The 21,825-nt window shown below is 67.1% G+C and carries 15 protein-coding genes and 1 pseudogene; 11 read left to right on the top strand and 5 right to left on the bottom strand.

The window, feature by feature from the left end; genetic code table 11:
* Positions 1-71 precede the first annotated feature (71 nt).
* Both AP428_RS03300 and AP428_RS03295 read right to left on the bottom strand, forming a co-directional pair.
* Positions 72-527 carry an Rrf2 family transcriptional regulator gene (locus AP428_RS03300; RefSeq protein ID WP_011545008.1) on the bottom strand — a complete coding sequence of 152 codons (456 nt, stop codon included), beginning with the start codon at positions 525-527 and terminating at the stop codon, positions 72-74.
* Positions 528-617: 90 nt separating this feature from the next.
* Positions 618-1,046 carry a hypothetical protein gene (locus AP428_RS03295; protein ID WP_011545007.1) on the bottom strand — a complete coding sequence of 143 codons (429 nt, stop codon included), beginning with the start codon at positions 1,044-1,046 and terminating at the stop codon, positions 618-620.
* Between the two features lie 197 nt (positions 1,047-1,243).
* On the opposite strand from AP428_RS03295, the gene AP428_RS03290 reads away from it, so the two are divergent.
* From AP428_RS03290 to AP428_RS03255, 8 genes are all read left to right on the top strand, one after another.
* Positions 1,244-1,579 carry a hypothetical protein gene (locus tag AP428_RS03290; RefSeq protein WP_011545006.1) on the top strand — a complete coding sequence of 112 codons (336 nt, stop codon included), beginning with the start codon at positions 1,244-1,246 and terminating at the stop codon, positions 1,577-1,579.
* Between the two features lie 254 nt (positions 1,580-1,833).
* Positions 1,834-3,027, top strand: coding sequence for an ammonium transporter (locus AP428_RS03285; protein WP_011694238.1), 1,194 nt, complete (start codon positions 1,834-1,836; stop codon positions 3,025-3,027).
* A 190-nt stretch (positions 3,028-3,217) separates the two neighbouring features.
* The gene (locus tag AP428_RS03280; RefSeq protein WP_054927566.1) at positions 3,218-5,182 is read left to right on the top strand and encodes a PhoX family phosphatase; all 1,965 of its coding nucleotides are present in this window, start codon (positions 3,218-3,220) and stop codon (positions 5,180-5,182) included.
* Positions 5,183-5,798: 616 nt separating this feature from the next.
* On the top strand, positions 5,799-6,623 hold the full coding sequence (locus AP428_RS03275) for an IclR family transcriptional regulator (RefSeq protein WP_011694236.1): 825 nt from the start codon (positions 5,799-5,801) through the stop codon (positions 6,621-6,623).
* Positions 6,624-6,877: 254 nt separating this feature from the next.
* The gene (locus AP428_RS03270) at positions 6,878-8,251 is read left to right on the top strand and encodes an MdtA/MuxA family multidrug efflux RND transporter periplasmic adaptor subunit (RefSeq protein WP_011694235.1); all 1,374 of its coding nucleotides are present in this window, start codon (positions 6,878-6,880) and stop codon (positions 8,249-8,251) included.
* Positions 8,252-8,266: 15 nt separating this feature from the next.
* Entirely contained in the window at positions 8,267-11,386 is a 3,120-nt protein-coding gene (locus AP428_RS03265; protein WP_011545001.1) for an MdtB/MuxB family multidrug efflux RND transporter permease subunit, read from the top strand.
* Positions 11,387-11,389: 3 nt separating this feature from the next.
* Positions 11,390-14,698 (top strand): efflux RND transporter permease subunit, encoded by a 3,309-nt coding sequence (locus AP428_RS03260; RefSeq protein ID WP_011694234.1) that lies wholly within the window; start codon positions 11,390-11,392, stop codon positions 14,696-14,698.
* Between the two features lie 231 nt (positions 14,699-14,929).
* On the top strand, positions 14,930-15,313 hold the full coding sequence (locus AP428_RS03255) for a VOC family protein (RefSeq protein WP_011544998.1): 384 nt from the start codon (positions 14,930-14,932) through the stop codon (positions 15,311-15,313).
* A 109-nt stretch (positions 15,314-15,422) separates the two neighbouring features.
* On the opposite strand, the gene AP428_RS03250 is transcribed toward AP428_RS03255, so the two are convergent.
* Together AP428_RS03250 and AP428_RS03245 are read right to left on the bottom strand one after the other, a co-directional pair.
* Positions 15,423-16,919 (bottom strand): NYN domain-containing protein, encoded by a 1,497-nt coding sequence (locus tag AP428_RS03250; RefSeq protein WP_011544997.1) that lies wholly within the window; start codon positions 16,917-16,919, stop codon positions 15,423-15,425.
* 119 nt (positions 16,920-17,038) lie between these two features.
* Positions 17,039-18,091 (bottom strand): RNA-guided endonuclease TnpB family protein, encoded by a 1,053-nt coding sequence (locus AP428_RS03245; RefSeq protein ID WP_041489291.1) that lies wholly within the window; start codon positions 18,089-18,091, stop codon positions 17,039-17,041.
* A 227-nt stretch (positions 18,092-18,318) separates the two neighbouring features.
* On the opposite strand from AP428_RS03245, the gene AP428_RS03240 reads away from it, so the two are divergent.
* Complete coding sequence (locus AP428_RS03240) at positions 18,319-18,948, top strand: SDR family oxidoreductase (RefSeq protein ID WP_006476432.1); 630 nt, start codon at positions 18,319-18,321, stop codon at positions 18,946-18,948.
* Between the two features lie 87 nt (positions 18,949-19,035).
* Here AP428_RS03240 and AP428_RS03235 read toward each other — a convergent pair whose 3' ends face one another.
* On the bottom strand, positions 19,036-19,584 hold the full coding sequence (locus AP428_RS03235) for a peroxiredoxin (protein ID WP_011544995.1): 549 nt from the start codon (positions 19,582-19,584) through the stop codon (positions 19,036-19,038).
* A gap of 278 nt (positions 19,585-19,862) precedes the next feature.
* Between AP428_RS03235 and cdpA the strand changes: the two genes are divergently transcribed.
* Together cdpA and AP428_RS03225 are read left to right on the top strand one after the other, a co-directional pair.
* On the top strand, positions 19,863-21,605 hold the full coding sequence (gene cdpA / locus AP428_RS03230) for a cyclic di-GMP phosphodiesterase CdpA (RefSeq protein ID WP_193759616.1): 1,743 nt from the start codon (positions 19,863-19,865) through the stop codon (positions 21,603-21,605).
* Positions 21,606-21,632: 27 nt separating this feature from the next.
* Positions 21,633-21,825, top strand: a pseudogene (locus tag AP428_RS03225) (histidine kinase); the annotation flags it as partial.

Genomic DNA, 21,825 nt, shown 5'->3' with positions numbered 1-21,825 from the left:
GGGGCGAAGCCCCCGTTGCGCCGATCGCCGCGCGTACGCGCCGTCCGGCTTCCTGCCCTGCCCGCCGTCGGTCACCCCCCGGCGCGCGCCGCCCGTTGCGTGCGCTGCTCCCGATCCAGCATGTCGGCCGTCACGTCGACCAGCGTGCGCGTGGCGAGCGAAGCCTCCATTGCGCGCTGCGCGTCGCCGATATAGCCGGTCAGCACGCCCTGGATGTGCCGCCCGACGAGACACGCCGGATTCGGCGCCTCGCGGTGCAGCGCGAACAGTTGCGCATCGTCGACCGCGCGATACACGTCGAGCAGCGTGATCTCACCGGGCTCGCGCGCCAGCAGCGCACCGCCGCCCGCGCCGAGCTGCGACGTGGTCAGGCCCGCGGCCGCCAGCATCGACAGCAACCGGCGAATCAGCGCCGGATTCGTATTCACGCTGCCCGCGATGATGTCGGACGACAACGGCACGCCTTCCTGCATCGACAGCAAGGCAAGCACGTGAACGGCAAACGCGAACCGGCTGCTGGTATTCATTCCTGACTCACTCGGCGACGCCGGCCCGACCCGCAACCGGCGACTTGTGTAACCATCATAATTACATTTTGCGAATCGTGCAAGCCCGCGTCATTCGCCGCTCGCGGATTTCGCCCCCGCGGCGTTCTGCTGGCTCCACTGCTGGAGTTTCTTGCCGGCTTCGGCGATCTTCGCGCCCGCTTCGGAAGCCGCATGCGCGACGACCGCGGACGCCGCCGCGTCGATCTGCGCCTGCGCGGCCGATGCGAGGCCGCTCGCGGACAGCGGCGGCACGGCCGACGCCGCGGACGCGATGCCGGCCTTCGCCGCGTTAATCTGTTGATTGACGGTGCTCGCCACCTGGTCGAGCGCCTTGGCCGCATTGTTCGCGGCATCGGCGGCCGCGCTCGCGGCCGTATCGGGTTGCGCGGCCGGCGTGCCGGACTTCTCGCAGCCCGCGAGCAACAGCAGCGCACCGGCGGCCACGGCCGCCAGCACGGACCCGGGCACACGACGCGCCCGCGATGTCTTCATGTTCATCAGCAATCTCCGGCCGCGCGTGGCGCGACCTCGTGGTTGGACCGGTGTCGATGATACCGCCTGTGGAACAGGCCAAATAACGACCCGTCATTAAAAATGCCTTTCAATTTCGGATTCGTCTGATTCAATCGCACGCGCCACGCCTCTAAAGTGGGCACGCTTCAATCCGCTTCGTACGTGTCCCCCTTTTCCTCGTTATGGCTTTCCTCGTCGACTGGCTCATCGCCCTGGCCGCGCTGCTCGCCGCCACCCTCTTCCTGTGCCTGCGTGCGCCGTCGGCGCGCCGCCTCGCCGAATCCGGGCGTCCGCGCCGCATCGCCTGCGCGCGCTTGCTCACGCAGGCCGTGATCGGGTTCTGGACCGCGGCACTGATCGTCGCGCAAGGCATCCTCGGCGCCGACGCCGACGGCCAGTCCCTCGCGGGCTTCGCGGCGCTTGCCTTCGCCGCGCTCGGGCTGGCGACCGTCGCCGCCTACTGGTCGGCCTGCGCGCTGCGGCTGCGCCGGCCGCCCGCGCTGTTCGCACGCCACTGACGCGCCAGATCGGTGCGTGATACCGCATCGCCGCGCACCGCCTCGTTCATCGTACGCACCAGTTCAGCACGTCTCGCACCAGCTACGTGCAATCGACGCGCCCCTCGAGCGGCGTCGATCACGCTTCGATCCCGTGCACGATTCACCGGAATGCCGCATGGCGCGGCATCCAGGCACCAATTCCACGCAATCGTTCACCAGGTTGGCTCGATATTTGCATTCCTTGCCCGTTTTTTGCGCAAGGAAGCCACGGCATGGATGGTCTGAAATCCGGCGTCGACACACTGTTCCTGTTGATCGGCGCCGTCATGGTGCTCGCGATGCACGCGGGCTTCGCGTTTCTCGAACTCGGCACGGTCCGCAAGAAGAACCAGGTCAACGCGCTCGTGAAGATCCTGGTCGACTTCTCGGTGTCGACGCTCGCGTACTTCTTCATCGGCTACACGATCGCGTACGGCGTCGAATTCTTCGACGACATCGGCACGCTGTCGCAGCACAACGGCTACGCGCTCGTCCGCTTCTTTTTCCTGCTGACGTTCGCGGCGGCGATCCCGGCGATCGTGTCGGGCGGCATCGCGGAGCGCGCGAAGTTCAACCCGCAACTCGTCGCGACGCTGATCATCGTCGGCTTCATCTATCCGTTCTTCGAAGGGATCGCCTGGAACGAGCGCTTCGGCGTGCAGGCCTGGCTCGCGCACGCGTTCGGCGCGCCGTTCCACGACTTCGCGGGCTCGGTGGTCGTGCACGCGTTCGGCGGCTGGGTCGCGCTGCCGGCCGTGCTGCTGCTCGGCGCGCGCCACGGCCGCTATGCGAAGGACGGCCGGATTGCCGCGCACCCGCCGTCGAACATCCCGTTCCTCGCGCTCGGCGCGTGGGTGCTCGCGGTCGGCTGGTTCGGCTTCAACGTGATGAGCGCGCAGACGCTCGACAAGATCAGCGGCCTCGTCGCGGTGAACTCGCTGATGGCGATGGTCGGCGGCACGCTCGCCGCGTGGATGGCCGGCCGCAACGACCCGGGCTTCACGTACAACGGGCCGCTCGCGGGCCTCGTCGCGGTATGCGCGGGCTCCGACGTGATGCACCCGATCGGCGCGCTCGTCACGGGCGCCGCGGCCGGTGCGCTGTTCGTCGCGATGTTCACCTGCGTGCAGAACCGCTGGCGCATCGACGACGTGCTCGGCGTGTGGCCGCTGCACGGGATGTGCGGCGCACTCGGCGGCCTCGCGGCCGGCGTGTTCGGGCTGCCGGCGCTCGGCGGCCTCGGCGGCGTGTCGTTCCTGTCGCAGCTCGTCGGCACGCTCGGCGGCATCGCGATCGCGACCGCGGGCGGCACGCTCGTCTACGGCGCGCTGAAGGCGACCGTCGGCCTGCGTCTCGATCGCGAAGCCGAATTCGACGGCGCCGACCTGTCGATCCACCGCATCTCGGCCACGCCCGAGCGCGATTGAGCGCAAACGCTTGCGATCGGCGTCCGCCAGCTCACCTGACGGACGCCCGACGCCTCATTACGTTTTCGATTCAAAAAACTTTCATCTAGCGTCCTTACACTTCCGTCCAGTTTTCAATATGCCTTCGCGAAGCTTGCCGCTCGCCCGCTTCGCGAAGGCCATTCTTCCAACAACCGAAACTGGACTCCACATGCCCGCGTTGCCCAATGCTTCCCGTCGTCAGGCCCTGAAGATCCTCGCCGGCGCGCCGATGCTGCCCCTTTCCGGCCTCGCGCTGCCGGCCCTGCTGACGGGTTGCGGCGGCGACGACGATCCCGCGTCCACGCCGGCGCCGGTCGCCGCTGCCTATACGTCGGCGGCATTCTCGGCGATGACCGCGCCGACGCTCGACAACGCGGCCGCGATGGCCACGACGACGGTCGGCTCGACGCTGTCGGTGTCGTTCTCGGACGGCTCGTCGCGCAACTTCAAGCTCGCGTACAAGCCGTTCTTCGTGACGGGCGACATGGTGCCGGACGGCAACGGCGGCACGACGCTCGCGGGCGGCTACTACGACATCAACAACCAGCCGATCATCGATCGCTCGGTCGCCGGCAAGGAACGCCAGTTCTATTCCGACTGCCCGGACGGCAGCTCGCTGCTGACGCTGAAGAACGCGAACGTCCCCGGCGTGAAGGGCAACACGGTGTTCGCGGTCGTGCAGTTCGAATACACGACGCGCGACCAGGCGAGCGCGTCGCAGTACGGCCAGCTGCCGTCGCCGATCGCCGTGCTCACGCTCGACCAGGACCCGGCCACCGGCGCGCTGAGGGTCGTGAAGTACCACAACGTCGACACGTCGAAGGCGCACGGCCTGTGGATCACCTGCGGCGCGAGCCTGTCGCCGTGGGGCACGCACCTGTCGAGCGAGGAATACGAGCCGGACGCGACGAAGGCCGCGACCGATGCGCAGTTCAAGGCGTTCAGCAAGAACACGTTCGGCGACGAGACGAAGGCGAACCCCTACCACTACGGCCACCTGCCCGAGATCACCGTGAATCCGGACGGCACCGGCACCGTGAAGAAGCACTACTGCCTCGGCCGCATCTCGCACGAGCTGATCCAGGTCATGCCGGACCAGCGCACCGTGATGATGGGCGACGACGCCACCAACGGCGGCCTGTTCATGTTCGTCGCCGACAAGGCGGCCGACCTGTCGGCCGGCACGCTGTACGTCGCGAAGTGGACGCAGACGTCGTCCGCCGGCGCCGGCACCGCGACGCTGACGTGGATCAAGATCGGCCACGCGACCAGCAGCGAGATCGAGACGCTCGCGAACACGCTGAAGGCGTCGGACATCATGGACCTGGTGACGACCGATCCGAACGATGCGAGCTACACGAAGATCCACTTCGGCGGCAAGTTCAACTGGATGCGCGTGAAGCCGGGGATGGAGAAAGCGGCCGCGTTCCTCGAGACGCACCGCTACGCGGCGCTGCTCGGCGGCAGCATGGCGTTCACGAAGCTCGAAGGCACGACCGTGAACGCGAAGGACAAGATCGTCTACACGGCGATGTCGCGGATCGAAACGTCGATGGTCAAGGGCAACGCGGTGTCGCGCGACGTCGCGGTCGACAAGAAGATCGCCGCGGGCGCCGTCTACGCGCTGAACCTGAAGGCCGGCCAGCGCGACACGACGGGTGGCGCGATCGACAGCGAATGGGTGCCGGTCGACATGGGTGCGCCGGCCGCGCTGGTCGGCGAGGATCTCGCCGCGGCCGACGCGCTCGGCAACCTCGCGAACCCGGACAAGATCGCGAACCCGGACAACCTGAAGTTCTCCGAAAAGCTGCGCACCCTCTTCATCGGCGAAGACTCGGGCATGCACGTGAACAACTTCCTGTGGGCCTACAACGTCGACACGAAATCGCTCTCGCGCGTGCTGTCGTGCCCGGCCGGCGCCGAATCGACGGGCCTGCACGCGGTCGACGAGATCAACGGCTGGACCTACATCATGAGCAACTTCCAGCATGCGGGCGACTGGGAATCGCCGCTGCACGACAAGGTCAAGCCGACGCTCGACCCGCTCGTGCGCGCGAACTACAAGGATCGCTTCGGCGCCAGCGTCGGCTACCTGACGGCCGAGCAGACCAGCATCAAGCTCGCGAAGGGCTGATTCCCACGCGAGGCGGAGGCGTTGCTCCCTTGACCGGGCGCCTCCGACCAGGCGTCGTTTCTTCATCACCGTTCATTCGTCGGCGCTCCACGCCGTTTCACGCGCGATGCCCACTGCGGGCGTCGCGCTTTTTTTTGCGTGCGGGGATCGTGAGAGCGGCGCACAACGCACCTGCAAGCAGGCGCGAAGCAGCCCTGGACAGACGTTTGCGGCGATCGGGGGATAATACGGGCCTGACGCGTCCGGACGGACGGTCGGAACGACAGGCAAAAAAAAGCGCCACGGAGACCGTGGCGCTAAAAAAGTTCTAGCCATTCCGAGGGCCGTGCTAGAACCTGAGAGACTGCGCGAAACATCGTTGCCGGTTAAACTCTTGAAACGATGTTTCGAAAACGTGAGACATTCTTTCCGTTTCCGCCCGACAAGTCAAGCGGTATTTGCACCGGTTCATGCACTTTCCAGCAACGCTCATTTGAGCGTTTTCCTAATAAACCAAGGGTGAACCCGTAAAATCGCATCGAATGACCGGTTCACCCGCGGAACATGCATCCTTTGACAATAGTCCTACAATACCAACAAAATTGAAATCGAGTTTCGGAATTAGAGAGAATCCCTCGTGTCGACAACTGTAACCTCTCCCGCGTCGCGGGACCGTGAATCGTCGCCCGACGAGATCACCGCCCTCGCCCGCGGCCTCGCCGTGCTGCGCCGCATCGCGGCTGCCGACGCCCCCGTCAGCAATCGCGAACTGACCGAATTGACCGGCATCCCGAAGCCGACCGTCTCGCGCATCACCGCGACGCTCGTCAGCGCCGGCTTCCTGTTCCAGTTGCCCGACAGCGAGCGCTTCGTGCTGACCGCGTCGGTGCTCGAACTGAGCCACGGCTTCCTGCGCAACTTCGACATCCGCGCGCGTTCGCGGCCGTTCATGATCGAACTGGCCGAACGCACGTCGCTGTCCGTGCACCTCGCGGTGCGCGACCGGCTCGACATGGTCGCGATCGACGTGATCCGCCCACGCTCGGCCGTGCTCGTCACGCGCCTCGAGATCGGCTCGCGGATGGACATCGCGCGTACGGCGGTGGGGCGCGCGTACCTCGCCGCGCTCGAGGACGACGAGCGGCGGCAACTGCTCGAGTCGCTGCGCACCACGGCCGGCGACGACTGGCCGCACGTGTCCGCTCGCCTCACGCCCGCGCTCGACGAAGCGATGCGCGACGGCCACGCGATCGCGATCGGCGAATGGCGCGAGGGCCTGAATGCGGTCGCCGCCGGGTTCGTCGGCCCGTCCGGTCAACGCTATTCAGTGAATTGCGGCGGCGCGGCGCACCAGTGTCCGCCCGAATGGCTGCGGGAACAGGTGGTGCCGGCGCTGCAGGAATGCATCGCGAAAATCACCCGCGAAATCGGCGGCGCGCCGGCCCGGCGCGTCGGCGTGTAATCGTTTCGTCATCGCCGTGTCGCGTTCTGTAACGACCGTAACCCGTTGAAAGATAGACCGCTGGACTGTAACGGGGACGGCACGTAGGATCATGCCCATCGTCGCGCCGCATTCGCGGTGCGCACCGCTCTTTTCCCGCGGATCGGCGGGGCCCCGGACCGAGCCGGGCCGCCCCGTCCCGTCACCCGCACGCCCACGCGCAGCCCAGCAGTCCGATTTTCCGGCCCGCCGCGCCGTCTTCCTGACAGAACACGATGGATAACGAACAAAAGCCCACGCCCCCTTCGAAAGACTCCGCGCCCGCCGCTGCACGGCGCCCGCGCCGCACGCTGCTGATCGGCACCGTCGCGGTCGTCGTCATCGGCGGCCTGCTGTGGTGGCATCCGTGGAACCGCACGCCCGCGACAGGCAGTTCGGCGCAAGGCGCGGGCGCCAGCGCGGCCGCAGGCAGCCATCGCGGCCGCGGCGGCCCCGCTGCAATGGCGAACGTTCCGCAGCCGGTGCAGGTCGCCCCCGTGACGCAGGGCGAGATGCCGATCGTGCTGTCCGCGCTCGGCACCGTCACGCCGCTCGCGAACGTGACGGTCAAGACGCAGTTGTCGGGCTACCTGCAGTCGGTGTCGTTCCAGGAAGGCCAGATCGTCAAGAAAGGCGACGTGCTCGCGCAGATCGACCCGCGCCCGTACCAGGTCGCGCTCGAGAACGCCGAAGGCACGCATGCGCGCGACGCGGCGCTGCTCGCGACGGCCCGCCTCGACCTGAAGCGCTACCAGACGCTGCTGTCGCAGGACTCGATCGCGTCGCAAACCGTCGATACGCAGGCATCGCTCGTCAAGCAATACGAAGGCGCGGTGAAGACCGACCAGGCCGCGATCGATTCCGCGAAACTCAATCTCACCTATGCGCGCATCACGGCGCCGGTCTCCGGCCGCGTCGGCCTGCGCCAGGTCGACCCCGGCAACTACGTGACGCCGGGCGACACCAACGGCATCGTCGTGATCACGCAGTTGCAGCCGATGAGCGTGATCTTCACGACGTCGGAAGACAACCTGCCGCAGATCCTCAAGCAGGTGAACGCCGGCCAGAAGCTGTCGGTCACCGCCTACAACCGCAACAACACCGTGCCGCTCGAAACGGGCTCGCTCGCGACGCTCGACAACCAGATCGACACGAGCACCGGCACGGTCAAGCTGCGCGCGAACTTCGATAACAAGGAAGGCATGCTGTTCCCGAATCAGTTCGTGAACACGCGGCTGCTCGTCGACGTGATGCGCAACGCGACGATCGTGCCGACCTCCGCCGTGCTGACGGGGTCGATCGGCCAGTTCGTCTATGTCGTGAAACCCGACAACACGGTGACGGTGCGCAAGGTCACGGTCGGCCCGGTCGACGGCGAACGCACGAGCATCGTCAGCGGCGTGACGCTCGGCGAGCGCGTGGTGACCGACGGCTCGGACCGTCTGCGCGAAGGCTCGAAGATCTCGATTCCGGCCGACAAGCCGAAGGGCGCATCGGGCGCGCGCGGCGCAGGGGCCGCATCGGGTGCATCGGCTGCGTCCGGTGCCGGCGGCCATCGCGGCGGACACCGGCACGGCGCGTCGCAAGCCGCGGCCCCCGCGGCCCAGTAACGCGCGGGCCGCTCGATGAATCCATCCCGCCTCTTCATTCTCCGGCCGGTCGGTACCGCTCTCCTGATGGCGGCGATCATGCTGGCCGGCCTCGTCGCGCTGCGCTTCCTGCCGCTCGCCGCGCTGCCCGAGGTCGACTACCCGACGATCCAGGTCCAGACCTTCTACCCGGGCGCGAGCCCGGAAGTGATGACGTCGTCGGTCACCGCGCCGCTCGAACGCCAGTTCGGGCAGATGCCGTCGCTGAACCAGATGTCGTCGCAAAGCTCGGCCGGCGCGTCGGTGATCACGCTGCAGTTCTCGCTCGACCTGCCGCTCGACATCGCCGAACAGGAGGTGCAGGCCGCGATCAACGCGGCCGGCAACCTGCTGCCGTCCGACCTGCCCGCTCCGCCGATCTACGCGAAGGTGAACCCGGCCGATGCGCCGGTGCTGACGCTCGCCGTCAAGTCGAAGACGCTGCCGCTCACGCAGGTGCAGGATCTCGCCGACACGCGCCTCGCGATGAAGATCTCGCAGATCGCGGGTGTCGGCCTCGTCAGCCTGTCGGGCGGCAACCGCCCGGCGGTGCGAATCCAGGCGAACCCCACCGCGCTCGCGAAGTACGGGATGAACCTCGATGACCTGCGCACGACGATCTCGAACCTGAACGTCAACACGCCGAAGGGCAACTTCGACGGTCCGACGCGTGCGTACACGATCAACGCGAACGACCAGCTGACGAGCGCCGACCAGTACAACAGCGCGGTCGTCGCGTACAAGAACGGCCGCCCGGTGATGCTGACCGACGTCGCGACGGTCGTCGCCGGCTCGGAGAACACCAAGCTCGGCGCGTGGGTGAATTCGGACCCGGCGATCATCCTGAACGTGCAGCGTCAGCCGGGCGCGAACGTGATCGCGACCGTCGACGCGATCAAGGCGCAGTTGCCGAAGCTGCAGGAAACGCTGCCGGCCGCGCTCGACGTCGAGATCGTCACCGACCGCACGACGATGATCCGCGCGGCCGTGCGCGACGTGCAGTTCGAGCTGCTGCTCGCGGTCGCGCTCGTCGTGCTGGTGATGTACCTGTTCCTCGCGAACGTCTACGCGACGATCATCCCGAGCCTGTCGGTGCCGCTGTCGCTGATCGGCACGCTCGCGGTGATGTACATGGCCGGCTTCTCGCTGAACAACCTGTCGCTGATGGCGCTCACCATCGCGACCGGTTTCGTCGTCGACGACGCGATCGTGATGATCGAGAACATCGCGCGCTACGTCGAGGAAGGCGAATCGGGGCTCGAGGCCGCGCTGAAGGGCTCGCGGCAGATCGGCTTCACGATCATCTCGCTGACGGTGTCGCTGATCGCGGTGCTGATCCCGCTGCTGTTCATGGGCGACGTGGTCGGGCGCCTCTTCCATGAATTCGCGATCACGCTCGCGGTGACGATCGTGATCTCGGCGATCGTATCGCTCACGCTCGTGCCGATGCTGTGCGCGAAGCTGCTGCGCCACTCGCCGCCGCCCGAGAGCCACCGCTTCGAGGCGCGCGTGCACCGCGCGATCGACTGGGTGATCGCGCGCTACGCGGTCGCGCTCGAATGGGTGCTGAACCGCCAGCGCTCGACGCTCGTCGTCGCGCTGCTGACGCTCGGGCTGACCGCCCTGCTCTATGTCTACGTGCCGAAGGGCTTCTTCCCCGCGCAGGACACCGGCGTGATCCAGGCGATCACGCAGGCGCCGCAGTCGATCTCGTACGGCGCGATGGCCGAACGCCAGCAGACGCTCGCGGCCGCGATCCTGAAGGACCCGAACGTCGACAGCCTCACGTCGTTCATCGGCGTCGACGGCAGCAACATCACGCTGAACAGCGGCCGGATGCTGATCAACCTGAAGGCGCGCGACGAACGCACCGAAACCGCCGCGCAGATCATCCGCGACCTGCAGCAGCGCGTGTCGAACATCACCGGCATTTCGCTGTTCATGCAGCCGGTGCAGGATCTGACGATCGACTCGACGGTCAGCCCGACGCAGTACCAGTTCATGCTGACGAGCCCGAACTCGGAAGAGTTCGCGACCTGGGTGCCGAAACTCGTCGCGCGGCTGCAGCAGGAGCCGTCGCTCGCCGACGTCGCGACCGACCTGCAGAGCAACGGCCAGTCGGTGTACATCGAGATCGACCGCGCGAGCGCCGCGCGTTTCGGCATCACGCCGGCGACCGTCGACAACGCGCTGTACGACGCGTTCGGCCAGCGCATCGTGTCGACCATCTTCACGCAGTCGAACCAGTACCGCGTGATTCTCGAATCGGAGCCGAAGGAGCAGCACTACGCGCAATCGCTGAACGACATCTACCTGCCGTCGGCCGGCGGCGGCCAGGTGCCGCTGACGTCGATCGCGTCGTTCCACGAGCGGCCGTCGCCGCTGCTGGTCGCGCACCTGTCGCAGTTCCCGTCGACGACGATCTCGTTCAACCTCGCACCGGGCGCATCGCTCGGCGAGGCCGTCAAGGCGATCGAGGCCGCCGAGAAGGACATCGGGCTGCCCGGCTCGTTCCAGACGCGCTTCCAGGGCGCGGCGCTCGCGTTCCAGGCGTCGCTGTCGAACCAGCTGTTCCTGATCCTCGCGGCGATCGTCACGATGTACATCGTGCTCGGCGTGCTGTACGAGAGCTACATCCACCCGATCACGATCCTGTCGACGCTGCCGTCGGCCGGCGTCGGCGCGCTGCTCGCGCTGATGATCACCGGGCACGACCTCGACATCATCGGGATCATCGGCATCGTGCTGCTGATCGGCATCGTGAAGAAGAACGCGATCATGATGATCGACTTCGCGCTCGAGGCCGAACGCGTCGAAGGCAAGCCGCCGCGCGAGGCGATCTATCAGGCCTGCCTGCTGCGCTTCCGGCCGATCCTGATGACGACGCTCGCCGCACTGCTCGGCGCGGTGCCGCTGATCGTCGGCTCCGGCGCGGGCTCCGAGCTGCGCCAGCCGCTCGGGATCGCGATCGCCGGCGGCCTGATCGTGTCGCAGGTGCTGACGCTGTTCACGACACCCGTGATCTACCTCGGCTTCGATTCGCTCGCGCGCCGCGTACGCGGCTGGTTCGAGCGGCACGGGCCGGGCGCCGATGCAGGCAAGCACACGGGTGCATAACCGATGAACCTGTCGCGCCCCTTCATCACCCGCCCCGTCGCGACGACGCTGCTCGCGCTCGGCGTCGCGCTCGCGGGCCTGTTCGCGTTCATCAAGCTGCCGGTGTCGCCGCTGCCGCAGGTCGACTTTCCGACGATCTCGGTGCAGGCGTCGCTGCCGGGCGCGAGCCCGGAAACGGTCGCGACCAGCGTGACGAGCCCGCTGGAGCGGCACCTCGGCTCGATCGCGGACGTCTCCGAAATGACGTCGACGAGCACCGTCGGCAATGCGCGGATCATCCTGCAGTTCGGCCTGAACCGCGACATCGACGGCGCCGCGCGCGACGTGCAGGCCGCGATCAACGCGGCGCGCGCCGACCTGCCCGCCGCGCTGAAGAGCAATCCGACCTACCGCAAGGTCAACCCGGCCGATTCGCCGATCATGGTCGTGTCGCTGACCTCGGAGACGGCGTCGCCCGCGAAGGTGTACGACGCCGCGTCGACGGTGCTGCAGCAGTCGCTGTCGCAGATCGACGGAATCGGCCAGGTCACCGTGAGCGGCTCCGCGAACCCGGCCGTGCGCGTCGAGCTCGAGCCGCAGTCGCTGTTCCACTACGGGATCGGCCTCGAGGACGTGCGCGCGGCGCTGGCTTCCGCGAACGCCAATGCGCCGAAGGGCGCGATCGAGTTCGGCCCGCAGCGTTTCCAGCTCTATACGAACGACCAGGCGTCCCAGGCGTCGCAATACCGCGACCTCGTCGTCGCCTACCGCAACGGCTCGGCCGTGCGGCTGTCCGATCTGTCGGACGTCGTCGATTCGGTCGAGGATCTGCGCAACCTCGGCCTGTCGAACGGCAAGCGCGCGGTGCTCGTGATCCTCTACCGCTCGCCCGGCGCGAACATCATCGAGACGATCGACCGAGTGCGCGCGGCGCTGCCGCAGCTCACCGCGTCGCTGCCCGCCGACATCACGGTCACGCCGGTGCTCGACCGCTCGACTACCATCCGCGCATCGCTGAGGGATACCGAACACACGCTGCTGATCGCGGTCAGCCTCGTCGTGATGGTCGTGTTCCTGTTCCTGCGCAACTGGCGCGCGACGCTGATCCCGAGCGTCGCGGTGCCGATCTCGATCGTCGGCACGTTCGGCGCGATGTATCTGCTCGGCTTCTCGATCGACAACCTGTCGCTGATGGCGCTGATCGTCGCGACCGGCTTCGTCGTCGACGATGCGATCGTCGTGCTCGAGAACATCTCGCGGCACATCGAGAACGGCAAGCCGCGGATGCAGGCCGCGTTCGACGGCGCGCGCGAAGTCGGCTTCACGGTGCTGTCGATGAGCATCTCGCTCGTCGCGGTGTTCCTGCCGATCCTGCTGATGGGCGGAATCGTCGGGCGCCTGTTCCGCGAGTTCGCGCTGACGCTATCGCTCGCGATCGCCGTGTCGCTCGCGGTGTCGCTCACGGTCACGCCGATGATGTGCGCGCGCCTGTTGCCCGAACAGCACGACCCGCAAAGCGAGGGCCGCTTCGGGCGCTTCCTCGAACGCGGTTTCGCGCGCATGCAGCGCGGCTACGAGCGCTCGCTGTCGTGGGCGCTGCGCCGGCCGCTCCTGATCCTGCTGACGCTGTTCGCGACGATCGGGCTGAACGTCTACCTGTATATCGTCGTGCCGAAGGGCTTCTTTCCGCAGCAGGACACCGGGCTGATGATCGGCGGCATCCAGGCCGACCAGTCGACGTCGTTCCAGGCGATGAAGCTGAAATTCTCCGAGATGATGCGCATCGTGCAGGGCAACCCGAACGTGAAGAGCGTCGCGGGCTTCACCGGCGGCACGCAGACCAACTCGGGCTTCATGTTCGTCACGCTGAAGGACCGCACCGAGCGCAAGCTGTCGGCCGATCAGGTGATCCAGCAGTTGCGCCCGCGGCTGGCGGACGTGGCGGGCGCGCGCACGTTCCTGCAGGCGGCGCAGGACATCCGCGTCGGCGGCCGGCAGAGCAACGCGCAGTACCAGTTCACGCTGCTCGGCGATTCGAGCGCCGGCCTGTACAAGTGGGGGCCGATCCTGACCGAGGCGCTGCAGAAGCGCCCCGAACTGACCGACGTGAACTCCGACCAGCAGCAAGGCGGTCTCGAGGCGATGGTGACGATCGACCGCGCCACCGCCGCGCGGTTCGGCATCAAGCCCGCGCAGATCGACAACACGCTGTACGACGCGTTCGGCCAGCGCCAGGTCTCGACGATCTACAACCCGCTGAACCAGTACCACGTCGTGATGGAAGTCGCGCCGAAGTACTGGCAGAGCCCGGAGATGCTGAACCAGGTGTGGATCAGCACGTCGGGGGGCAGCGCGAACGGCTCGCAGACCACCAACGCAGCCGCCGGCACCTTCGTCGCGACCTCGGCCGGCACGTCGAGCGCCGGCACGGCCGCGCAGAGCGCCGCGGCGATCGCGTCCGATTCCGCGCGCAACCAGGCGCTCAATTCGATCGCGGCGAGCGGCAAGTCGAGCGCGTCGTCGGGCGCGTCGGTGTCGACCTCGAAGTCGACGATGATCCCGCTGTCGGCGATCGCGACGTTCGGGCCGAGCACGACGCCGCTGTCGGTCAACCACCAGGGGCTGTTCGTCGCGACCACGATCTCGTTCAACTTGCCGCCGGGCGTGTCGCTGTCGCAGGCGACACAGATCATCTATCAGACGATGGCGCAGATCGGCGTCCCGCCGACGATCGTCGGCAGCTTCCAGGGCACCGCGCAGGCGTTCCAGCAGTCGATGAACGATCAGCCGATCCTGATCCTCGCCGCGCTGCTGGCCGTCTACATCGTGCTCGGCATCCTGTACGAGAGCTACATCCACCCGATCACGATCCTGTCGACGCTGCCGTCGGCCGGCGTCGGCGCGCTGCTCGCGCTGCTGCTGTTCAAGACGGAGTTCAGCATCATCGCGCTGATCGGCGTGATCCTGCTGATCGGCATCGTGAAGAAGAACGCGATCATGATGGTCGACTTCGCGATCGACCAGACGCGCAATCACGGGAAGTCGTCGTTCGACGCGATCCACGAGGCGTGCCTGCTGCGCTTCCGCCCGATCATGATGACGACGATGGCGGCGCTGCTCGGCGCGCTGCCGCTCGCGTTCGGCAACGGCGACGGCGCCGAATTGCGCGCGCCGCTCGGGATCGCGATCGCCGGCGGCCTCGTCATGTCGCAGGTGCTGACGCTCTATACGACGCCAGTCGTCTACCTGTACATGGACCGGTTCCGCGTGTGGGCCGAGAAGCGCCGCAACCGCCGCGGCAATACCGGCGGGCCGGCGGTCGCGGGCGAGTGACGAACGCGGCTGCCCTTCCGAGTTGCCCCCCCCAAGAGTTGGACATTATCCCGACCCTTGGGGGGCGTGAATGAACCGCCCGGATTTCCTGGACAGCGCCGAGCGTTAGTGTTTCTTTCGGCGGCCGTCTTTTGCGCTTTCTTTTGCGCTTGATTGCCGGGCTTGATTGCCAGCCGCAATCGGCTATCGTGTGTCCATGCCCACCGCCGCCCCGCCGCACGGGAACCCGCCATGAACGTCCAGCTCAACCACACGATCGTCTGGTGCCGCGACAAGCATGCGTCGAGCCGCTTTCTCACCGAACTGCTGGAATTGCCGCCGCCGACGCCGTTCGGCGCGATGCTGGTCGTCGCGCTCGACAATGGTGTGTCGCTCGATTTTTACGAACAGGCGGGCGAGATCCGGTCGCAGCATTACGCGTTCCTGATCGACGAAGCCGGCTTCGATCGCGTGCTCGCGCGCATTCGCGAACGCGGGCTGCCGCACTGGGCCGATCCGGCGAAGCGGCAACCCGGCGACATCTACCGCCACAACGACGGACGCGGCGTGTACTTCGACGATCCGGACGGTCACTTCCTCGAAGTGATGACTCAGCCGTATGGGCTGAACGGGTAGCGCGGCAGGCCGGCATTGCGCCGGCCCGGATGGCGCGGGTGTCGCCCGGTTGCGGACGAGACCCGGCCGATCGTCAGACTGTCGCCAACTGCCAGCTACCGTTACCCGGTTACTCGGCGGCAGCCGTCGTCTTGCGCGGACGGCGCGCACGCGGTGCCGCCTTGCGGGCCGGTTTCTTCGGCTTGGCGGCGGCCGGCGCTTCGGCAGCGCCTTCGGGCGTCGCGTCGAGCGGCGCCACGTCGTGCGACGATTGCACTGCCTCGTCCCGAGCGCCGGAAGCGCGAGGCGCCGGTTCGGCTGGCGCCACCGCGTGCCGCTCGTCATGCGCTGCGTCGCGATGCGACTCGTCCCCACGCTGGCCGGGCGCGTGCGCATCGCCACCGTGCGCCGCATCGCCCTGCGCAGCGGCGTCCGGCTTGCCGCCGGCGGAGCGATCGGCGCCCTTCGCGGCGGCGCCTTTCTTCGCGCCGGTCTTCTTCGCCGCGCTCTTGCGCGCACGCTTGCGGCCATCCTTCGCGTCGCCATGCGCTTCGGCCACGTCGGGCGTGTCGGGTGCGTCGGGTGTTTCGGCCGGCGTCGCATCGGCGAGCTCGGCAAACTCCGCGTCTTCCGCGTCATCCGCCTCGACCTGCACACTTTCGTGGACGACGGCTTGCGCGCGCTGCCCGCGACGGCGCGCCTCGCGGCCGGCCGGCACCGCCTCCGCCGCGCGCGTACCGTGGTGGCCGCCGTGGTGCGCCGCGCCGCCTTCACCCCCTGCGGCAACGTGCTCGGCTGCGGCCGACTGGCGAGCCCGCGACACGAACGCGCCCGACTTGTCGTCGCGCCCCACTTCGAGCAGCCCGCGCGCCTGCGCCTCGTCGAGCAGGTTGCCGAACGCGCGGAACCCGTAGTACGACTCGTTGAAATCCGGCTTGCGGCGCTTGATCGCGCTCTTGAGCACCGACGCCCAGATCTTGCCGACGTCGTCGCGCTCCGACGCGAGCGCGTCGAACGTCTCGACCGCCAGCGCGATCGCCTCGGCCTTGCGCGCTTCCATGTCGTGCTTGCGCGACGGCTCGTCCGGCCGCTTCGCGCCGCCGTTGCCCGCGCGCTGCTGCTGTTCGCGCTTCGCGAGCGCACGCTGCTGCTCGCGCACCAGGTCGTCGTAGAAGATGAATTCGTCGCAGTTCGCGACCAGCAGATCCGACGTCGATTTCTTCACGCCGACGCCGATCACCTTCTTCGCGTTCTCGCGCAGCTTCGACACGAGCGGCGAGAAATCCGAATCGCCGCTGATGATCACGAACGTATCGACGTGCGACTTCGTGTAGCAGAGGTCGAGCGCGTCGACGACGAGCCGGATGTCGGCCGAATTCTTGCCCGACTGGCGCACGTGCGGGATCTCGATCAGCTCGAAGCTCGCCTCGTGCATCGACGCCTTGAAGCCCTTGTAGCGATCCCAGTCGCAATAGGCCTTCTTCACGACGATGCTGCCTTTCAGCAGCAGGCGCTCCAGCACGGGCTTGATGTCGAATTTCTCGTACTTCGCATCGCGCACGCCGAGCGCGACGTTCTCGAAGTCGCAGAACACGGCCATGCTGACGTTGTCCAGGGGTAATGCCATGTGTACTCCAACCGGTGGGCCGCCGCGTTATTCACACGTAGCGGCGAAAAATGCATCGCGCACATGATAGCCGGTCGGCGCGTCATTCCCGCATCCGTGTGATTGACGTCCTCCTCTCCCTAAAGGGAGAGGGTTCCCACACCTGGCGATGCACGTCCGCATCGGAGAATGTTCAGCGCAGCGTTGGTATCTCGATCATGCAAGACACCACAGTCACTGCAGACCCACTCTCTTATTCTCAGTCCCGCGATACCTTTCGGCCGCGTCGTGCTGTCTTTCGATCCGCACGCCGAACAGGACTGGGTCGAACCGCTTTCGTCGACTTCCTCGAACGTGGCCCCGTGCGCGATCGCCTTGTAGCGGAGCTTGTTTCGGAAGGACGACCAGGATGCGTCGTAGACGCTCTTTGCCATCCTGGTTCTGGCAAGTTTGACGGCAGATACGTTGCCAACCGCGATGTAATCGAAGCGCCGCACCAGATCGAGCGCGAGCTTGTGTTGGAAATCGGCACGCGCATTCGCGACCTTGGCGTGCAGCTTCGCGATATGCCGCTTGTGCTTGTGCGCACGCTGCGCCTTCGCCAACCTTTCAGCCGCGCGCCGGCCAAACTGGTCATTGGGCAGCTTCTCGCCGGTCGAAAGTGTGGTGAAGTCTTTCAGGCCGAGATCGATGCCGACGCCGGAACGGATCGGGCGGGCCTGCACATCGGGCATCTCGATCACGATGTTGAGAAACCAGTTGCCGCGTGCATCCTGCGCGAAGTTGGTCCCGTCCTTGATCTTGCCTTCGGGAAGCGGTCGGCTGTTGAACACGCGAAAGGTGTTGCCCGCGAAACGGAACGCGTCGCCTTCGCGCTTCAGGTCACGCCCCTTCAGCGGCAACCAGCCCAGCGATTTCCTGCCGCGATAGCGCAGGTAGGGCCGACGGTGCTGGCTGCGCGACTTCGCGTATTGCTCGCACGTCGCGTTGACCGTGCCGGAGTGAATACCGAGTTCCTTGCTGCTGCCAGTCGTCAGCACGTTCAGGTCGAATCCCGTCGGCCACTTCTTGCCCCACTTGAGCGCGTGCTTCTGCGTGTCGTTGCAGAAGTTCCAGACGTAGTTCACCGCACGGCTCTGCTTGTTGAGCAGTCCGTTGAGCGATTTCACCCGGTAGCGATAGACAAGGATCATGCCGGCCATTTTAACGGTGGAATGCCGCTGTCAAACAGCGGCGCTCCTTTCCTCCCCGTCCTGAAGGACGGGGTTTCTCGGAGCAACTGATGAATGAACGCCGGTACGCCCGATGCCGGTACGCCCCTTATTACACCCCCGCCGCCGGGTCGATTCGACATTACACTTGAGTTATCGGTCGTCCGTCCCTATCTGGATGGATGACGCATCGAGCAAGGAGCGGTTTCATGACGACGAAGGTACTGCTGATTGGCGCGACCGGCCGGACGGGCCAGGCCTGCGCGGATCTGCTGCTGAAGCAGCCGGAGTTCGAGGTCACGGCGCTCGTGCGCCGGCACGGCTATGCGCTGGCGGGCGCACGGGTCGTCGAGGCCGATCTGACGAACGATTTCTCGCACGCGTTCCAGGGCATCACGCACGTGATCTACACGGCAGGCTCGGCGGAATCGGACGGTGCGACCGAAGAGGAGCAGGTCGACCGCGACGCGGTCGCCCGCGCGGCCGACTACGCGCTGGCCTACAACACGCAGAAGCTCGTGGTGGTCAGCTCGCTGTCCGCGTACCGGCCCGAGCAGGGCCCGGACGCGCTGCACCACTATTCGCAGATGAAGCGCGAAGGCGACGAGCGCGTGATCGCGTCGGGCGTCGACTATGTGATCCTGCGCCCGGGCCCGCTCACGGACGATCCGGGCGTCGGCAAGATCGCGCTGACCGACCGGTGGCTCGAGCCCGCGCCGCCCGTCTCGCGCCAGGATGTTGCATGGGCCGCGATCGAGGCGATCAAGCTCGGCATCTCGCGCAAGATCGTCGGCTTCGTCGGCGGCAGCGTGCCGATCGAACAGGCATTGCGCGCGTAACGGCCCGTCGCGCGCCTCCCGGAAGGGCGGCGCATGCCCGTGCCCGCGGCCCGCACGACGGGCCGTTTTCACGTGCGGGGCAGCCGCTTACTGCTTCGGATGCGCGTCGGCCCACGCCTTCACGGCGGCGAGCGTGTTCTCGACGTGCTTGTCGGGCGACAGGCTCGTGTATTCGTAGAGAACCTTCCCTTCCGGCGAAATCACATAGGACACGCGGTTGGCCCGGTCGAGCGCCGGCAGCTTCGCGTCGTATTCGCGGATGATCTTCGCGTCCGGGTCGGCCGCCACCGGGAACTTGCTGCGGCACTCGCTCACCGAGAACTTCGTCAGCGTGTCGATGTTGTCGGCCGACACGCCGATCACCGTCGCGCCGTAAGCCTTGTAACGGTCGACCGCGTCCGCGAACGCATGCGCCTCGATCGTGCAGCCCTTCGTGAACGCCGCCGGATAGAAATACAGCACGACCGGCCCCTGCTTCAGTGCGTCCGCGAGCGAGTACGTGTAAGTCTTGCCGCCCAGCGACGCCTGCGTCGTGAAATCGGGCGCCGCGGCGCCCGGCCTCAGTTCCGCCTGCGCCAGCAGCGCATGGCCGGCCACCAGCGCCGCCATGGCGCCCAGCAACAGTTTTCGCTTCATCTGCGTCCTCATTTCTTATAAAGTCGGCCTCGATGCAGGCCATTCAGGTGTTCGCCTGTCGAACGCCTGCCTCGTTGATCCGGACCGCGGCAGCGCCGCCTGCGGCCGGCCCGTTAAAGATTTCTGACAGTCTGCCGTTATTCCTTCCGGACAACCGGTTCCAGCCCTTCACGTCAGCGAGAAACATGGAAGCCAACAGGAAACAGACGTCACGCAAGGGCTCCTGGCGCAGCGCCTTGCATACGCTGCGACGCTTCGCTCGGTCGGGCGGCGCGCTGATGCCCGCGCGCGCCGTCGCGCCGCGCCGCGACGACTCCGTGCGCAACTGGCTGGAACAGACGGTCGGCACGGTGGATTTCCTCGCCCACGTCGACCGCGAGCTGCGCTTTCTGTACGTGTCCGACGCCAGCCTGCGCTTCATCGGCTACCACCGCGACTATCTGCATACGCTGACGCTGCGCGACCTGATCGCCGAACAGGATACCCCGGCGCTCGAAGGCCTGCTTGCACGCGCCGCCCGTTCCGGCCAGGTCGAGAAGGCGACGATGTGCATCGTCAAGTCGCTCACCTACCCGCTGGACGTCGAGATCCGCGCGTTCAAGAGCCGCCACCACGGCGTCGACGGCTTCGCGATCGCGGCGTTCGACGTGTCGTCGTGGCGCGCGCTCGAGGCTCGCCTGACGTACGAAATGCACCACGACCCGATGACGGGGCTCGACAACCTGTCCGCGCTCGTGCCGGCGCTGATGGCCGCGCAGCAGACGGCCGACGAGAGCGGCACCTGCGCGGCGCTGCTGCTGCTCGACCTCGACGACTACCAGCGGATCAACCGCGCGCTCGGCTACGACGCCGGTGACATGCTGCTGCGCGAGACCGCACAGCGGCTGAAGGCGCTCGTCACGCCGAACGAGCGGCTCGCGCGCGTCGCGAGCGACAAGTTCGCGGTCGTGCTGGGCGCAGCGGACCGCGCGCAGGCGAGCCATGCCGCCGATGCGCTCGCGCGCCGGCTGCAGGCCGCGGTGCGCGAGCCCTATGTATTCCAGGGGCAGACCGTGCACCTGTCCGCGAGCATCGGCATCGCGCTCTATCCCGACGAACGTGCCGCACCGCACCGGGCGCAGCATCACAGCCCGCTGCTGCGCCGCGCCGACCACGCGCTCGCGCAGGCGAAGGCATCGGGCGGCAACGCGCTCGCGTTCCATGCGCCCGTCGACGATCCGGCCGACGCCGAACGGCTCAAGCTCGAGGCGGATCTGTACGACGGCGTGCGCAACGGCGAGTTTTCGCTCCATTTCCAGCCGATCACGCGCAGCCAGTCGGGCGCGGTGGTCGGCGTCGAGGCACTGATCCGCTGGCGCCATCCGGTGCACGGCCTCGTGCCGCCGGCCACCTTCATCCCGCTCGCCGAATCGATCGGCCTGATCAACTACCTCGGCAACTGGGTGCTCAAGGCCGCGTGCATGCAGCTCGTCGCGTGGGACGGCCAGGGGCTCGCGCTGCAATACGTGGCGGTCAACGTGTCGCCGCAGCAGTTCCGCGACCCGCGCTTCACGCAGAGCGTGCGCGAGGCGATCGCGCTGACCGGCATCGACCCGCGCCGCATCGTGCTCGAAATCACCGAAAGCCTGCTGATGCACGATCCCGCGCACGCGAAAATCCTGCTCGAGGAACTGACCGGTCTCGGCATCCGCTTCGCGATCGACGATTTCGGCACCGGCTATTCGAGCCTCGCCTATCTGCAGCGTTTCCCGCTCGCGAAGCTGAAGATCGACCGCAGTTTCGTCGAGAACCTGCTGACGTCGCGCAACGACCGCGCGATCGTGTCCGCGGTGGTCGGCCTCGCGCAGACACTGGATCTCGAGCTCGTTGCCGAAGGCGTCGAGACCGAGGCGCAGCGCGCGCTGCTGTCGGAGATGGGCTGCAATCACATCCAGGGCTGGCTCGTCTGCCAGGCGCTGCCGTCCGAGGAGCTCGCGCGGCGCTTCGAGGCGCAGCAGCTGCACCTGCACGCCGCCGCCTGACGCGCGCGGCGAACCGAACAGATCCGTATGTCAACCACCGAATACCTGCCCCGCACCGCGCTGCTCGACAAGCTGTGGGCCCGGATGAACGAACGGGGCGATTTCCCGCTGCTGTCGGAATCGCTGCGCGCGACGATGGCCGCGATGAAGAACGACGACCTCGACTTCACCGCGCTCGTGCGCGTCGTGCTGTCGGACTTCGCGCTCACGCAGAAAGTGC

The sequence above is a fragment of the Burkholderia sp. E168m22 genome (genome assembly GCF_001319805.1).
Taxonomy (GTDB): domain Bacteria; phylum Pseudomonadota; class Gammaproteobacteria; order Burkholderiales; family Burkholderiaceae; genus Burkholderia; species Burkholderia orbicola.
The sequence above is the reverse complement of the archived record's forward strand: the minus strand, read 5'-3'. Positions and strand labels throughout refer to the sequence as shown.

What these genes read in the sequence shown, in the direction of transcription:
- AP428_RS03300 (WP_011545008.1), bottom strand. Translation starts at nt 527, where the DNA reads ATGAATACCAGCAGCCGGTTCGCGTTTGCCGTTCACGTGCTTGCCTTG.
- AP428_RS03295 (WP_011545007.1), bottom strand. Translation starts at nt 1,046, where the DNA reads ATGAACATGAAGACATCGCGGGCGCGTCGTGTGCCCGGGTCCGTGCTG.
- AP428_RS03290 (WP_011545006.1), top strand. Translation starts at nt 1,244, where the DNA reads ATGGCTTTCCTCGTCGACTGGCTCATCGCCCTGGCCGCGCTGCTCGCC.
- AP428_RS03285 (WP_011694238.1), top strand. Translation starts at nt 1,834, where the DNA reads ATGGATGGTCTGAAATCCGGCGTCGACACACTGTTCCTGTTGATCGGC.
- AP428_RS03280 (WP_054927566.1), top strand. Translation starts at nt 3,218, where the DNA reads ATGCCCGCGTTGCCCAATGCTTCCCGTCGTCAGGCCCTGAAGATCCTC.
- AP428_RS03270 (WP_011694235.1), top strand. Translation starts at nt 6,878, where the DNA reads ATGGATAACGAACAAAAGCCCACGCCCCCTTCGAAAGACTCCGCGCCC.
- AP428_RS03265 (WP_011545001.1), top strand. Translation starts at nt 8,267, where the DNA reads ATGAATCCATCCCGCCTCTTCATTCTCCGGCCGGTCGGTACCGCTCTC.
- AP428_RS03260 (WP_011694234.1), top strand. Translation starts at nt 11,390, where the DNA reads ATGAACCTGTCGCGCCCCTTCATCACCCGCCCCGTCGCGACGACGCTG.
- AP428_RS03255 (WP_011544998.1), top strand. Translation starts at nt 14,930, where the DNA reads ATGAACGTCCAGCTCAACCACACGATCGTCTGGTGCCGCGACAAGCAT.
- AP428_RS03250 (WP_011544997.1), bottom strand. Translation starts at nt 16,919, where the DNA reads ATGGCATTACCCCTGGACAACGTCAGCATGGCCGTGTTCTGCGACTTC.
- AP428_RS03245 (WP_041489291.1), bottom strand. Translation starts at nt 18,091, where the DNA reads ATGATCCTTGTCTATCGCTACCGGGTGAAATCGCTCAACGGACTGCTC.
- AP428_RS03240 (WP_006476432.1), top strand. Translation starts at nt 18,319, where the DNA reads ATGACGACGAAGGTACTGCTGATTGGCGCGACCGGCCGGACGGGCCAG.
- AP428_RS03235 (WP_011544995.1), bottom strand. Translation starts at nt 19,584, where the DNA reads ATGAAGCGAAAACTGTTGCTGGGCGCCATGGCGGCGCTGGTGGCCGGC.
- cdpA (WP_193759616.1), top strand. Translation starts at nt 19,863, where the DNA reads ATGCCCGCGCGCGCCGTCGCGCCGCGCCGCGACGACTCCGTGCGCAAC.